At 71.4% G+C, this 12,254-nt stretch carries 15 protein-coding genes; 10 read left to right on the forward strand and 5 right to left on the reverse strand.

What is annotated here, in order from left to right; translation table 11 throughout:
• Positions 1-63 precede the first annotated feature (63 nt).
• Entirely contained in the window at positions 64-501 is a 438-nt protein-coding gene (locus U874_RS0113040) for a carboxymuconolactone decarboxylase family protein (RefSeq protein ID WP_025134975.1), read from the reverse strand.
• A gap of 153 nt (positions 502-654) precedes the next feature.
• Between U874_RS0113040 and U874_RS0113045 the strand changes: the two genes are divergently transcribed.
• Positions 655-1,554, forward strand: a complete 900-nt coding sequence (locus tag U874_RS0113045; protein WP_025134976.1) for a hypothetical protein — start codon at positions 655-657, stop codon at positions 1,552-1,554.
• 43 nt (positions 1,555-1,597) lie between these two features.
• Here U874_RS0113045 and U874_RS0113050 read toward each other — a convergent pair whose 3' ends face one another.
• The gene (locus tag U874_RS0113050; protein WP_025134977.1) at positions 1,598-2,329 is read right to left on the reverse strand and encodes an SDR family NAD(P)-dependent oxidoreductase; all 732 of its coding nucleotides are present in this window, start codon (positions 2,327-2,329) and stop codon (positions 1,598-1,600) included.
• Positions 2,330-2,581: 252 nt separating this feature from the next.
• On the opposite strand from U874_RS0113050, the gene U874_RS0113055 reads away from it, so the two are divergent.
• The 5 genes from U874_RS0113055 to U874_RS0113075 all read left to right on the forward strand — a co-directional run bounded on the left by U874_RS0113055 (position 2,582) and on the right by U874_RS0113075 (position 6,526).
• Complete coding sequence (locus U874_RS0113055) at positions 2,582-2,917, forward strand: lactococcin 972 family bacteriocin (protein WP_081810023.1); 336 nt, start codon at positions 2,582-2,584, stop codon at positions 2,915-2,917.
• 136 nt (positions 2,918-3,053) lie between these two features.
• The gene (locus tag U874_RS0113060; protein WP_025134979.1) at positions 3,054-3,671 is read left to right on the forward strand and encodes a hypothetical protein; all 618 of its coding nucleotides are present in this window, start codon (positions 3,054-3,056) and stop codon (positions 3,669-3,671) included.
• A 13-nt stretch (positions 3,672-3,684) separates the two neighbouring features.
• Positions 3,685-4,746, forward strand: a complete 1,062-nt coding sequence (locus U874_RS0113065) for a hypothetical protein (protein ID WP_025134980.1) — start codon at positions 3,685-3,687, stop codon at positions 4,744-4,746.
• On the forward strand, positions 4,743-5,444 hold the full coding sequence (locus U874_RS0113070; protein WP_025134981.1) for an ABC transporter ATP-binding protein: 702 nt from the start codon (positions 4,743-4,745) through the stop codon (positions 5,442-5,444). The genes U874_RS0113065 and U874_RS0113070 overlap by 4 nt, the downstream gene beginning before the upstream one ends.
• Positions 5,441-6,526, forward strand: coding sequence for a hypothetical protein (locus U874_RS0113075; RefSeq protein ID WP_025134982.1), 1,086 nt, complete (start codon positions 5,441-5,443; stop codon positions 6,524-6,526). The genes U874_RS0113070 and U874_RS0113075 overlap by 4 nt, the downstream gene beginning before the upstream one ends.
• Before the next feature lie 9 nt (positions 6,527-6,535).
• Here U874_RS0113075 and U874_RS0113080 read toward each other — a convergent pair whose 3' ends face one another.
• A complete protein-coding gene (locus U874_RS0113080; protein WP_051582930.1) occupies positions 6,536-7,018 on the reverse strand; it encodes a MarR family winged helix-turn-helix transcriptional regulator in 483 nt (160 codons plus the stop codon).
• 124 nt (positions 7,019-7,142) lie between these two features.
• On the opposite strand from U874_RS0113080, the gene U874_RS0113085 reads away from it, so the two are divergent.
• The gene (locus U874_RS0113085; RefSeq protein WP_025134984.1) at positions 7,143-8,339 is read left to right on the forward strand and encodes a hypothetical protein; all 1,197 of its coding nucleotides are present in this window, start codon (positions 7,143-7,145) and stop codon (positions 8,337-8,339) included.
• Here U874_RS0113085 and U874_RS0113090 read toward each other — a convergent pair.
• The gene (locus U874_RS0113090; protein WP_025134985.1) at positions 8,336-9,286 is read right to left on the reverse strand and encodes a dihydrodipicolinate synthase family protein; all 951 of its coding nucleotides are present in this window, start codon (positions 9,284-9,286) and stop codon (positions 8,336-8,338) included. The genes U874_RS0113085 and U874_RS0113090 overlap by 4 nt on opposite strands.
• A gap of 53 nt (positions 9,287-9,339) precedes the next feature.
• On the opposite strand from U874_RS0113090, the gene U874_RS0113095 reads away from it, so the two are divergent.
• The 3 genes from U874_RS0113095 to U874_RS0113105 all read left to right on the forward strand — a co-directional run bounded on the left by U874_RS0113095 (position 9,340) and on the right by U874_RS0113105 (position 11,732).
• Positions 9,340-9,771, forward strand: a complete 432-nt coding sequence (locus U874_RS0113095; protein ID WP_025134986.1) for a MepB family protein — start codon at positions 9,340-9,342, stop codon at positions 9,769-9,771.
• Positions 9,772-9,906: 135 nt separating this feature from the next.
• Complete coding sequence (locus U874_RS14910) at positions 9,907-10,527, forward strand: hypothetical protein (protein WP_025134987.1); 621 nt, start codon at positions 9,907-9,909, stop codon at positions 10,525-10,527.
• Positions 10,524-11,732 (forward strand): PrsW family intramembrane metalloprotease, encoded by a 1,209-nt coding sequence (locus U874_RS0113105; protein WP_081810024.1) that lies wholly within the window; start codon positions 10,524-10,526, stop codon positions 11,730-11,732. Before U874_RS14910 ends, U874_RS0113105 begins: the two co-directional genes overlap by 4 nt.
• Here the strand turns inward: U874_RS0113105 and U874_RS0113110 are convergent.
• Positions 11,722-12,252: a hypothetical protein gene (locus U874_RS0113110; RefSeq protein WP_025134988.1), complete on the reverse strand. Its 531-nt coding sequence runs from the start codon at positions 12,250-12,252 to the stop codon at positions 11,722-11,724. The two genes, U874_RS0113105 and U874_RS0113110, sit on opposite strands and share 11 nt — an antisense overlap.
• Positions 12,253-12,254 lie beyond the last annotated feature (2 nt).

Raw genomic sequence — 12,254 nt, forward strand, 5'->3', positions numbered from 1 at the left:
GGGGCAGGGGCAGGGGCAGGGGGGCAGCGGGGCAGGGGCAGGGGGGCCGAGCCGGTGCCCGGGCTAGGGCGCGACCCGGTAGCCGCTGCGGATCGCCACGCGGTTCCACGCGTTCATCACGACCGCGAGCCACGTCACCGCCGAGACCTGCGCGTCGGTGAGCACACCGGTGTCCCATGCCTCGCGCGCGGGGGCGGAGAGCTCAGTGACCTCCTCGGCGAGCGCGAGAGCAGCGCGCTCCGCCTCCGAGAAGTACTGCGACTCCCACCAGGCCGCGAGCACGGCGAGCCGGTCGGCGGTCTCCCCCGCCGCGACGGCATCTCGGGCGTGCAGGCGGCAGCAGAACGCGCAGCCATTGATCTGGGAGACGCGCAAGCGCACAAGTTCGAGGAGCTTCGGATCGAGGTCCGCGGCGATCGCCGCCTCCCCCGCAGCCTGGCTCAGGCCGGCAAGCTGCTGGTAGGTGGCGGGGTGCTGCTTGCTGATATTGACGCGCGACATCTGGGGCTCCGATCTCGGGGGGGTCTTCCGGCTACCGTCTCACGCTCACCCGGGAGGAGGGTGGCAGCGGCGGCCCTTGAAGGCACCCCGCCCGCCTAGGTGGCGGTGCCCGGCCATACGGAGTTCCGCGTCCGCACGCATAGCCTGCTCCGCATGTCACTGCTCCTCGTCGGCCGCGGGCCGGTCGCCACCGTACTGTCCGGGCTGATCCGGCCAGGGGTGGGCGTCGGCGTGCTCTCGCGAGGTACCGAGCGCAGCGTGCGCCTCCTCGCCGCCCGGTCCGGCGCACCGGAGACGGAATCCGGGCGGGCGTTCCCGGCATTCTCCTGGGACGAGGCGCTCGCGCACGGGCGCTGGGATGCAATCGTCTGCGCGGCTCCCCTCTCCCCCGGCGCGATCCGCGAACTCGCCGCCGCCGCACCCGATGCGCCGTTCGCGCTCACCTCGCACACCCCCTCCGAGGTACGCACGTTTCGATCGCTCGTCCGGCGCGGCCGCTGGGCACTCGCCACCCCGGGGTTCCTGGCCGCCCAGGGTCAGCCCGTGACCTGGTGGCAGCCCGGAGGCGCGCGCGTCGCGTTCGCCGGCCCCGGATCCCGCGCGATCAGCACTTTCTTCCTCCCGCGCGCCGTGAGCGAGGTGCAGCTCACCGAGACGCGGGCACTCGTGCGCGCCGCGACGACGGTGCCGTTCGCTGCTGCGCTCGATGTCGTCCGCGGCGACTGGGCAGAGCTCCTGCGCTGGGATCTGCCCCGGCGAGCGGCCAATGAGGCGCGGATCACGCTGTGCCCGAGCGCGCGCCGCCACCCGCTCCGCCGTCTCCCCACCCGCGCGGCGCTGAGCATGCTCCCGCGGCTCGCGGGGTTTCCCGCCGACGCCGCGCTGCGCGCCCACGTGGGATCCCGCCGCGCGCAGTCGCTGCGCATGCTCGACGACTGGATCGCACTCGGCGAGGCGGGCGGAACCGGTGTCGCAGCGCTTCGCGAACTCCGCGAGCACCTGGCACCCAGCGCCCGGCGCCCGCGACACTCAGCCGAGCCCAAAGGGCACTGATTTCCGTGACGACGGCACCTACCGCCGGACACCGCGCTGGCCGTTAGAGGCCGCCGGCAACCCGCAGCACTGCGCCCGTCGCGTACGCGGCGTCCTCGGAGATGAGCCAGGCCACCGCCCCCGCGATCTCGTCCGGCTGCCCGGCCCGGCCGAGCGGGATCGCCGCGGCGACCTTGGCCGGCCGATCCGGATCGAGATGGAAATCAGTCCACACCGTGCCCGGCTCGACGCAATTGACGCGAACACCGGAGGGCGCGAGCTCCTTGGCGAGCCCGACCGCGAGCGTGGCGACCGCCGCCTTCGCCGCGGCGTAGTGTACGTAGCTCCCGGGGCTGCCACTCGCTGTGGCGGCAGAGCCGAGCAGAACGATCGACCCGCCCGTGCGGGCAAGCCGGGGCGCCGCGGCGCGGCAGCTGAGCACCGCACCGAGCACGTTCACGTCGAGGTCGCGCCGGATCGCCTCGGGTTCGAGAGTCGCGAGCGCCCCGACCGCGGTGACGGCGCCCGCGCTCGCCACGAGCCCGCCGAGCGGGCCCAGCGCTTCGGCGGCGTCGAGGAAGGACTCGAGCGAGGTTGCGTCGGTGATCTCGACGCGCCGGGCTGCGGCGACACGGCCCGCGGCCCGCAGCTCACGAACGAGCGCTTCCGCAGCGGCCTCGTCGGAGCGGTAGCCGACGAGGACCCCGAAGCCGTCGTGCGCAAGACGCCGCACGATCGCGGCACCGATTCCGCGAGACCCGCCAGTGACGGCAATGATTCGAGCGCTTCGTTCCATGCATCGATCCTCTCAGCTCCCAGCGACACTCAGCCGCGACTCACCCGCGGTTGGGGATCAGCCGCCTGGCGATGGGCTCGGGACCGCGGAAGCGCATTCGGCGGCTGCGCATTTCCACCTAATTCCGTTCGCGCAGCCACCTGCACCACCTAGACGCGGTGTTTTTTCATCTGGGTGCAACATTTCTGCTGGTGGACTGAACGGGTTCGCGCGACGCCACCGTTCATCACTGAGGAAGTCCGAGGTACACACATGACACGACGAAGTTCACGATTCTGGGGAGCTGGTGTGCTCTCGGCGGCGCTGCTCGCCGCAGCGATCGTTCCCGTAAGCGCCGCCCACGCATCGGCGGGCAACCAGCAGGGCGCGCAGTATCTTCACGGCGGCTACTGGGACTACGGCGTGAGCTCGACCGTGGTCTGGTCTCGCTACCATCACAGCTGGTTCACGCACTACGTAGGCGTGCAGGCCGGCGAGCGTGTGGTGTGGGCCAAGACCAAACCAGGTTGGAGAATCTATCTTGAGATCCCCCGCGTCGCCTACGAGAACTATCAGTTCGCCGGCCTCGGAGATCCGCCCCGGGTCTAATTGGCGCGTGCCGACCGCGGGTGCGACGGGGTCGCGACATACGCGCCCCCGTCGCACCCGCGGGCCGTCTCAGCAACGTCACGAGCGAACCGCCGTGTGGGACCCCGCACGAGAGCACAGCAGCAACGGAGACCACATGAGAAAACAGACCATCGTGCCGCTCATCGCGGCACTCCTCCTCGCGGGCGCCACCGCGGGGTGCGCCCCGGCAGAACCGAGCCCGCGGAAGGACGGGACACCGGAGTTCTCGGGCCCTTACGCCGAGGAGTTCCGCAAGACGTACGAGAAGACCACCGACCCCGAGCTCCGCGCATTCCTCGAGGACGGCAAGATCACGGAGGCCGAGTCACAGGCCGTGGTGGAGCGGCTGCGCACCTGCCTCGCGGAGCACGGGATCACGCTCGTAAGGAGCGATGAGAACAGCAGCGAGGCCACCCTCCCGGAAGCTGGGCCCGCACGTGAGAACGCCGGTGAGCTGCTCCAAGAGTGCGGTACGCAATCCGGAGAGTTCTCGGTGCTCCCTCTGTACTACTCGATGAAGCAGGACCCGCAGAAGCAGATCACCACCGAAACTCTCGTCGCGTGCCTCGTCCGAGCCGGGGTCGTCCCCGAGGGCTTCACCGTCAAGGACTACGAGAGCGGAGGCATCGACGCCTACCACCCGCCCGAGGTGCTCTACGAGCCCGCAGGCGCGGAGACCCTGGAGCGCATCAAGACGTGCCACAGCGATCCACTGGGCTCCTATGTCGACTAGGCGGAAGAGCGCAATGGTGTCCGTCTCTGCCGTCGCGGCGGTCGTACTCATCACGGGCGGCGCGGTCGCGGGGCAGCGGCTCCTCCCGGTTTCGGAGCCCGCGGCGCTCAGCCCCGCAAGCGCGCGCACGGAGTTCGACGTGGAGCCCATCACCCACGACGACGCACGCACTGTGCAGGTCGGCATCACCCGTGGGGAGGATCACTCGCTCAGCGCGAAGATCGAGGGCCGGCTCACCCGGTCCGCCTGCGCCGCCGGGGAGCCCATCGTCTCCGGCGGCGTCGTGGCGCAGGTCGACGACAAGAGCGTGCTCGCCCTCCACACCACGCTTCCACTGTGGGAGCCGCTCGAGATGGGAGCCACCGGGGAAGAGGTGAACGGGCTCCGACAGGAACTCGCCCGCATGGGCGCCGACCTCCTCCCCGAAGGGCCGGTCAATCAGGCGGTGGTGTCCGTCGTGGCGTCGCTCCTCGCGGGCGAGGACGCCACCCCCGAACGCCTCACCGAGATCCCCTCCGACCGCATCCTGTGGATCCCTGAACGATCCGTCACGGTGCTGAAGTGCTCTGCCAGAGTCGGCCAGACGCTCTCCGCCAACGATCCGCTCGGCGTTGTCTCCGGCACGCTGCAGTCCGTGCAGGTCCGCGCGCTCCCCACGGACCTCGCCCCCGGGGCTCGACAGCTGAGCATCGGCGGGGTGTCGGTCGAGGTCGACGAGGCCGGATCCGTCACCTCCGCGGAGGGGCTCGCCGCGCTCGCGGCAACACCCGAGGTCGCGGCGAGCCGCAGCGATCCAGACGCGAAGGGCGGGGGCGAGGCGCCCACGGTCACCGGACGACTGGCGCTGAGCGAGAACGTGGAGGCCTGGGCGGTGCCGGCCGGCGCCGTCTTCGAGGTTCGCGACGCGGCCGGCTGCGTGCTGGGCCCGGACGGCGCCCTGCCCGTGCAGATCGTCGGATCGCGTCTCGGGAAGACGTTCGTCGTCCCCGCCGAGGCGGGAGCCTCGTTCCCGGGCAGCGTGCGCACCCCCGAGGCCGGGACCGCTTCCTGCTGGGACGACGAGGCAGCCGAGTGAGGCTGCGGCTCTCGGCGCTCGGCCACCGCTTCGGGCAGCAGGCCCCGTGGCTGTTCCGCGGACTCTCCGCGAACCTCAGCCCGGGCGAACGCTGCGCGCTCGTCGGGCCGAGCGGCAGCGGGAAGAGCACGCTGCTCTCGCTCGTCGCCGGCTGGTCGGCTCCCGCGGAGGGCACGATCCTCCTGGAAGGGATCGAGCGGATTCACTGGGTGTTCCAGAACCCGCACGGCGTGCCGCGGCGCGCGGCGATCGACCACGTGGCGTTCCCGCTCCTCGCCCAGGGCGCGGGCCTCGCGGAGGCCGACACCGAAGCCCTCGCGCTCTGCTCCCGAGTGGGCCTCGGCGAGCTCGCAGACCGGCGCCCGTTCTCCATGCTCTCGGGCGGCGAGGCGCAGCGCCTCATGCTCGCCCGGGCCATTGCGAGCAAGCCCGATCTGCTCCTCGTCGACGAGCCCACCGCGCAGCTCGACCGGCGGAGCGCGGTGCTCGTGAATGAGGCGATCGCATCGATCGGCACGGATGGCGGGATCGTGCTGATCGCCACGCACGATGAACTCACCGCGGCCGCCTGCGATCGCGAGATCTCGCTCGCGGAGTACACCGATCCCGGAGTGGGCGCGGAGCCACCGGAGCACGCGCCCCGCACCGGGCGCACGCGGCGCACGAAACGCACCGAGCGCGCGGAGCTCGAGCAGTGAGGCCGTCCGCGATCGCCCGCGAGGTGCGGCGCGACATCGTTTCGGGCGCGACCCGCGCAGCCTCCACCTGGATCGTGTTCACGGCGCTCCTCCTCGTGCTCGTGCTCCACGAGTCGCTGACGCTGACCGGGATCCTGCGTGCGGCGGAGGCGTACCAGACCGCGGGTGCGAACATTCGCCTCGTCGTCGCCGACGGGCGCGTCGACGGCGCGGCCTGCGCTGCGCTCGCCGACGAGTACGGGGTGGCGAGCGCAGCGCTCCGCGTGCTCAACGAGCCCGCGCGCGCCGAGGTCATGCGCGCCGCCCCGCTGAACCAGGTCACCGCGACACCCGGAATCGGGGAGATGCTCGACGCGACCGGAACGGGCGGTGGGCCCGTCGATCGTGCCGGTGTGCTGGTGAGCGAGCAGGTAACCGAGCACCTCGGCTCACCCGATCGACCGTGGCCGAGCGACGCGGGCCCTCTCGATGTGGCGGGGGTCTTCCCCTACCCCGAGGACGGGCGGCGCACGGGCCTCGGCTTCGCCGTGATCTCCCCCGAGCTCCCCGGGGAAGAGCCCTACGACGAGTGCTGGATCCGGTCGTGGCCGGAGTACCCTGACTTCGGCAGCCTGCTCAGCTCGGTCGTGCTCCCCGCGACGAGCCCCGACACTCCGGCGCCCGAGATCACCCAGCTCAACACGTCGCTCGGGGCGGGATTCGACGGGGCGGCGCTCTTCCGCGACCGTGCCAGCCGTTTCAATGCCTACGCCGCGCTCGGGATCGGTGCGGTCGTCGGGGTGGTGGCGGCGCGACGCCGCAGGCTCGAGATTGCGTCGGCACGGCACGCTGGCGCGTCGCCGGGCGACGTGCTGCTGATCCACACGCTGCAGCACGCGTCATGGATCGCTGCGGGCTGCGCCGTGGCGTTCTCTGCGGGAGCCCTCAGCTCGGCAGCGGCGCCCGGCGCGGTCGGCACGCTCACCGAGCTCACCCTGCGCACGGTCAGCCTCGGCGGCGTCGGGGCGCTCCTCGGGGTCGTCGTCACGGTGTGCGCGATCCCCGAGCGCTCGCTGTTCGACTACTTCAAGCAGCGGGAGTAGCGGGCCGAGCTACGCAGGCTCGGGCGAGCGTTCCGGCTGCTCGCCCGAGCCGTCGGCGATCCGCTGGAACATCGCGGAGAGCTGCTCGATCTCGTCCTGGGCGAGGCGGCCGAAGACCCGTTCGCGCACGAACTCGAAGTGCCGCTCCTGCAGACCGAGGATGTGTGCTCGGCCGGCGTCGGTGAGCACTGCGATCACGGCGCGAGATCCGGCGGCTCCCCCGGTGCCGCCCTCGCGCTGCACCCAGCCGGCCTTCTCGAGCTGCCCCACCTGATAGGTCAGCCCGCTGCGCGAGATCCCCACGGCGTCGGCGAGCTCGTGCATGCGCAGCCCGCGCTCCGACTGCTCGAGCATGAGCAGGATCTCGAACTGCACGAGCGAGATCCCCCCGAGTTCCTGCGCCTGCTTGCCGAGACTCAAGCGGATCGACACGATCGCGCGCTTCATCGTTGCGTATGCGGCGAGCTCGACGGGAGTGATCTGTGCGGACACCCCCTCAGCATACCTACCCACTACGGATTGAGTTCAAATTCGAACACTGCTAGCCTGCGAGCGATTCGAGTGCGAATTCGAACTCGCATCGCTTCCCCGCCTCCGCTCCCCCGAAAGGCACCCCATGTCCAGAGCAGCTCTCCTCACCGATGCCGCCGAGTCAGAACTCCCCCTCTCCACCGCCTCATCTGTCCAGCCTGTTTCCCCCTCATCGTTCGGCCGGGCCATCGGCCTCGCCATCGCCGCGGCCGCGGTCGTCTGCCTGGTCCTCCTCGCCTTCGCCTGGCCAGCCATCACCTCGACGCCCCACGACATCCCCGTCGGCGTTGTGGGGTCGACCGAACAGGTCGAGCAGCTCGAATCGCGCCTCGCCGAGCAGTCGGACGGCGCTCTCGCCCTCGAACGCTTCGACGACCGCGAGGACGCCGTCACCGCCATCACCGAGCGCCGGGCCTACGGCGCAATCGTGCTCGATGCGACAACGCCCACGGCACCGCCCGAGATGCTCATCGCGACCGCGGCGAACACCGCAGTCGCGCAACTCTTGCAGGGCCTCGCAACCGGAATGCAGGCGCAGCTCACCGAGCAGGTGAACGCGGGCGTCGAGGAGCGCGTGCAGCAGCTCATCGACACGCTCTCCGCGCTCCAGGCCGGGCAGCTGCCGCCGGGCGCCGGCGCCGCGAACGCGGGCGCCCCGGGAACCGCGCTGCCCACCGAGTTCTCGATGCCGGACACCCGCATCACCGTGACCGACGTCGTCCCGCTCTCCGCAGATGACCCCCGCGGCGCGGGCCTCTCGGCCGCAGCGCTCCCCCTCGTGATGGGCGGCATGATCGGCGCCATGATCATCTCGACCGCGATCCACGGCAGCCGCCGCCGGGCGGTCGCCCTGCTCGTCTACACCGTGGCCGCCGGACTCGCGCTCACCGCGATTCTCGAGGGCTGGTTCGGCGCGCTGCAGAACAACTATTGGCTCAACGCGCTCGCGATCACGCTCGCGATCGGCGCCATCTCCGCAACGATCGTCGGCCTGCGCAGCGTGCTCGGCTACGCCGGGCTCGGGATCGGGGCCGTGCTCATGTTCTTCTTCGCGAACCCGATCTCCGGCGCGGCGCTGCCACCGGAGTTCCTCGTCGGATCCTGGGGCGCCATCGGCCAGTGGTTCCCGCCGGGCGCGGGTCAGACGCTGATTCGCACGCTCTCCTACTTCCCCGAGGCGGACCAGGTCTTCCCCTGGACCGTACTCGGAGCGTGGACGGCGCTCGGGCTCGTGCTCATCTGGATCGGCTCGCTCCGCAAGACGGCACCGAAGACGGCCTAGACCCCGACGTCGCCGAGCTCGCGGTCGCGATCCAGCCCGAGCTCGGCGATGACGGCCGCCACTCGCTCACGCTGCTCCGCCGTGAGTCCCTGGATGGGCAGCGGCAGGCAGCGCGCAGGGGCGAGCCCCCGGTGTTCGGCGATCGCCGCGATCACACGGAAGCTCCCGCCCAGCTCGGCGAACAGCGCCCAGAGCGGGGCAAGGCGATCCGAGGCGGCACGGGCGTCGGCGAAGCGGCCCGCCCGCGCGGCTCGCGCGATCTCGAGCGCCGGCTCGGGCAGCGTGCCCGCGATGACCGAGTACCAGGCGTCGCAGCCCGCGGCGAGCGCGCTCGCCGCGCTCGCGTCCCCCGAGACTCCGATCGTCACGTGCGCGGGCACTGCGGCCCGCACCTCGGCCACGCGCTGCTCCGCGGCGCCCGGCTCCAGAGGGACGCTCGGGATCTTGATCGACGCGATCCCGGGCAGCGCCGCGATGCGCGCCACGAGCTCGGTGGAGAACGAGAAGTGCGTGGTGGTGGGGTTGTCGTACACGATGACGGGCAGCGCCGTGCGCTCCGTGACCGTGCGGAACAGCTCGAAGACATCGTGCTCGGTGAGCGGCTGATAGGTCATGGGCGCGAGCAGCAGCCCGGCCGCGCCGGCGGCCTCCGCCGCCTCGACGTGAGCAAGCACCTGCGACGTGCTCAGCGCGCTCACCCCGACGAACACGGGAGTCGCCCCCGCGTGCTCGACCGCGATGCGGGCCACCCGCGCACGCTCCTCCGCGCCGAGGTACGCGAACGCGCCCGTCGAACCGAGCGCGGTGATCGAATCCACCCCGGCGCGCTGCAGCCGGTCGACGAGACCCGCGAACGCGGCCTCGTCGACGCGATCGTCGCGGAGCGGGGTGAGCGGGAAGGCGCTCAGGCCGGTGAAGCGGGTGCGCGTGTCGTCGGTGATCGCCATGCTGCGCAGCCTAGTGCAGTCCACGCGCTCAGGCCCGGTGCTCGCGTTGACAGATGCCCTTCCCTGCCTTCGACGCCTACGCCGCGGCGCTCGGAATCACCGCCGAGATCACGCCGGAGCCGCAGAACAGCGACTACGAGTCCGGGGCCGCACTCATCGACGGCGAGCTCTGGCATCTCCGCACGGCGCGCACCACTCCGACGAAGCCCGGCGCGTTCCTCGCGTTCTGGCGCCGCGACAGCTCAGGGCAGACCGCGCCCTTCCCGGACGACGATGCCGCCGCGGGTCTGCTCGTCTTTGTCGAGCAGCACGGACGGCGCGGATGCTTCCGCTTGACGCGGGAGCACCTCGCCGAACTCGGGATCACGGCGGGGCGGAGGCCAGGCAAGCGCGGCTTCCGCGTCTACCCGAGCTGGTGCGAGGCGCTGAACGCGCAGGCAACGCGCACACAGAAAGCGCAAGCCGCCGCCTTCGAGGAGTTCTAAGGAACCCCCGGTCACCTCCAGATCTACACCGAGTTCGCTCTTTCGCTGCTTCCCGCGCGGCCACTATTCTGGACCTCATCGCGGCCGCGTGACCGCGCGCCGCGGGCGCGCGCTCGGGGCGCCAAAGGGGGCACGATGCATGATCAGCGAGCAGACCACGTCGCCGTCGACGAGCGCTGGCTCGGCTTCGACCGGAGGAGCGTGCCTCCCGCCCTCATCGTCGTCGCCGTCTTCCTCCTCTCGGTCGTGGTGATCCCGCTCGTGGACCGGCTGGTCCCCTGGGACGACCCGGTGGGCGCCGGCGACGTGCTCGCGCTCTCCGACTCCGTCGTGTTCTCACCTGAGCCCGGCTGGAACATCGAGGCCGGCTTCCGGACCGACGGCAGCCCGATCACGGACAGCGGGGACGCGACGCTCACGAGCTCCGGGGTCGTGATCCAGCTGACGGCGGACGTCTTCCACGGGACGCCCGCAGAGCTCCTCGCGCAGATCGACCGGGTCACTGCCGCGACAGAGGACCCGTCGTTCCGCGGCCGGGGTGAACCGAGCACCGTGACCACCGCGGCCGGGGCCGCGGGCGTGCAGCAGCGCACGAGCGGCCTCCAGGGCGACGGTGTGCTCGCTGCCTTCGTGCTCGGCGACACGGGCGTGCAGGTCTCCGCGCAGGGAACGCCCGCGCAGCTGCGCGTGGAGGCCGCCGCGATCGAGCGCATGATCGCGAGCATCCGCGAGGTCTCGACGGGAGCGGCACGATGAATCGGGATCTTTCCGCGGGCGCGGTGCCGTTCGACGGCGCGGACCTCCCCGTCTCGCGCACCCCGGGCGAGCAGCGCCGCGCCGCCGCGCTCCGCGTCTCGGGCTGGGGCGCGCCGTTCCGGTTCGTGCAGCCGCGCAACCTCGCGTTCTGGGTGTACCTCGCGCTCACGGGCGTCGGCGTCTTCAACATTTGGCAGTACTTCGGCCCACGGGTGGAGTTCTACGCCGAGAGCTTCGCGATCGGCGCGGTGCTCTGCGTGCTCTGCGGTGCCGCCTGGGCGTGGTGGTTCCACCGTATCGACCGCTGGGAGCGGCAGCCCGCTGGCCTCATTATCACGGCGCTCGTCTGGGGCGCTGTCCCGGCGACGTTCGCGTTCGCGTTGACGGTGAATGGCGCGATGCTGAGCCTCTACGCGAAGCTCTTCGGGCAGGAGTGGAGCTCGCACTGGGCGGCGGGCTTCACTGCACCGTTCACCGAGGAGGCCGCGAAGCTCTGCGGGTTCGTGCTCATCATGGCGCTTGCGCCGCGCCTCGTCCGCACCGCGAACGACGGCCTCATCATCGGCGCCTTCATCGGGCTCGGCTTCGCCGTCTTCGAGGATTTCCTCTACTCGGCGAACGCCACGGTCGCCGGGTTCAGCGTCTCCCCCGATGTCGGGGCCATGAACGTGGCGGTGACCCGCATCGCGGTGAGCGCCGTCTCCCACCCGCTGTTCAGCGCGCTCGTGTGCTCGGGGCTCGTGTTCCTCCTCGGCACCGTGGCTCAGCCGCGGCGCGTCGGCCGCGGCATCGCGCTCATCCTCGCGGGCATGTTCCTCCACTTCACCTGGGACAACGCGAACGGCCTCGGCGCGGGCAACGGCCTTCTCACGCTCGGGGTGATGGCCGGGTCGATCGTGCTCGCCATGATCGTGCTCTCGCGCGCCTTCGCACTCGCGGCGCCCGTCGAGTACGGAATCCTGGAGGATCTGCTCGCTCCCGAGGTCGAATCGGGATTCCTGTCCGAGGAGGAGGTCTCCGCCGTGCTCGGCCGGCGCAATCGGCGCGCGTTCCTCGCGCAGGCGCCCACGCATCGCGCGCGACGGGCGCGGAAGCACTGGCGCAGCGCGATCCTCGATCTCGCGCACGCGATCGCGCGGGAGGGCGACGACACGGCGCACGCGCGCTCGGAGGTGTCGCGCCTCCGATCCCGCGCTAGTGCGTGACGATCGCCTTCGCGATGATGATGATGAGCCCGAACGAGGCCGTGGCGAGCGCGCCGCCGATGCGCGCGATGAGCCGCACTCCGAGCCGCTGATAGGCGAGATAGCCGAGGCAGGCGAGCGCGCCCACGCACACCCACATGGCGAGCCAGTTCGCCGCCCGGTCGGGCAGCACGCCGAACACGCCGAGCAGCAGGGCGGCCGAGGGAAACACCGTCGCGACGACCATGCCGCGGGCCTCGCGAACGGCATGCCGGATCATGTGCCGCAGCGGGCGCGGATCGCCCGCCTCATCCGCGCGGCCGTGTCCCGCGACGATGTTCGAGTAGACGTGCGCGAGCCAGAAGACCGAAACCGTCACCACGATGAGCACGAACAGCCGGAGCGAATTCGTGCCCGCACTCCCCGCACCCGGATTGCTCGCGGTCGCGATGAGGCCCGAGACGAGGATGAGTCCGTAGACGCCCTGCTCCGTTGCGATGTGGCGGGCGAACTCCATCGTCCCGTTCTGCGGTGCTGCCATGG

This window comes from Leucobacter sp. PH1c (genome assembly GCF_000633415.1).
Lineage (GTDB): Bacteria > Actinomycetota > Actinomycetes > Actinomycetales > Microbacteriaceae > Leucobacter.

What these genes read in the sequence shown, in the direction of transcription:
- U874_RS0113040 (WP_025134975.1), bottom strand. Translation starts at nt 501, where the DNA reads ATGTCGCGCGTCAATATCAGCAAGCAGCACCCCGCCACCTACCAGCAG.
- U874_RS0113045 (WP_025134976.1), top strand. Translation starts at nt 655, where the DNA reads ATGTCACTGCTCCTCGTCGGCCGCGGGCCGGTCGCCACCGTACTGTCC.
- U874_RS0113050 (WP_025134977.1), bottom strand. Translation starts at nt 2,329, where the DNA reads ATGGAACGAAGCGCTCGAATCATTGCCGTCACTGGCGGGTCTCGCGGA.
- U874_RS0113055 (WP_081810023.1), top strand. Translation starts at nt 2,582, where the DNA reads ATGACACGACGAAGTTCACGATTCTGGGGAGCTGGTGTGCTCTCGGCG.
- U874_RS0113060 (WP_025134979.1), top strand. Translation starts at nt 3,054, where the DNA reads ATGAGAAAACAGACCATCGTGCCGCTCATCGCGGCACTCCTCCTCGCG.
- U874_RS0113065 (WP_025134980.1), top strand. Translation starts at nt 3,685, where the DNA reads ATGGTGTCCGTCTCTGCCGTCGCGGCGGTCGTACTCATCACGGGCGGC.
- U874_RS0113085 (WP_025134984.1), top strand. Translation starts at nt 7,143, where the DNA reads ATGTCCAGAGCAGCTCTCCTCACCGATGCCGCCGAGTCAGAACTCCCC.
- U874_RS0113090 (WP_025134985.1), bottom strand. Translation starts at nt 9,286, where the DNA reads ATGGCGATCACCGACGACACGCGCACCCGCTTCACCGGCCTGAGCGCC.
- U874_RS0113095 (WP_025134986.1), top strand. Translation starts at nt 9,340, where the DNA reads ATGCCCTTCCCTGCCTTCGACGCCTACGCCGCGGCGCTCGGAATCACC.
- U874_RS14910 (WP_025134987.1), top strand. Translation starts at nt 9,907, where the DNA reads ATGCATGATCAGCGAGCAGACCACGTCGCCGTCGACGAGCGCTGGCTC.
- U874_RS0113105 (WP_081810024.1), top strand. Translation starts at nt 10,524, where the DNA reads ATGAATCGGGATCTTTCCGCGGGCGCGGTGCCGTTCGACGGCGCGGAC.
- U874_RS0113110 (WP_025134988.1), bottom strand. Translation starts at nt 12,252, where the DNA reads ATGGCAGCACCGCAGAACGGGACGATGGAGTTCGCCCGCCACATCGCA.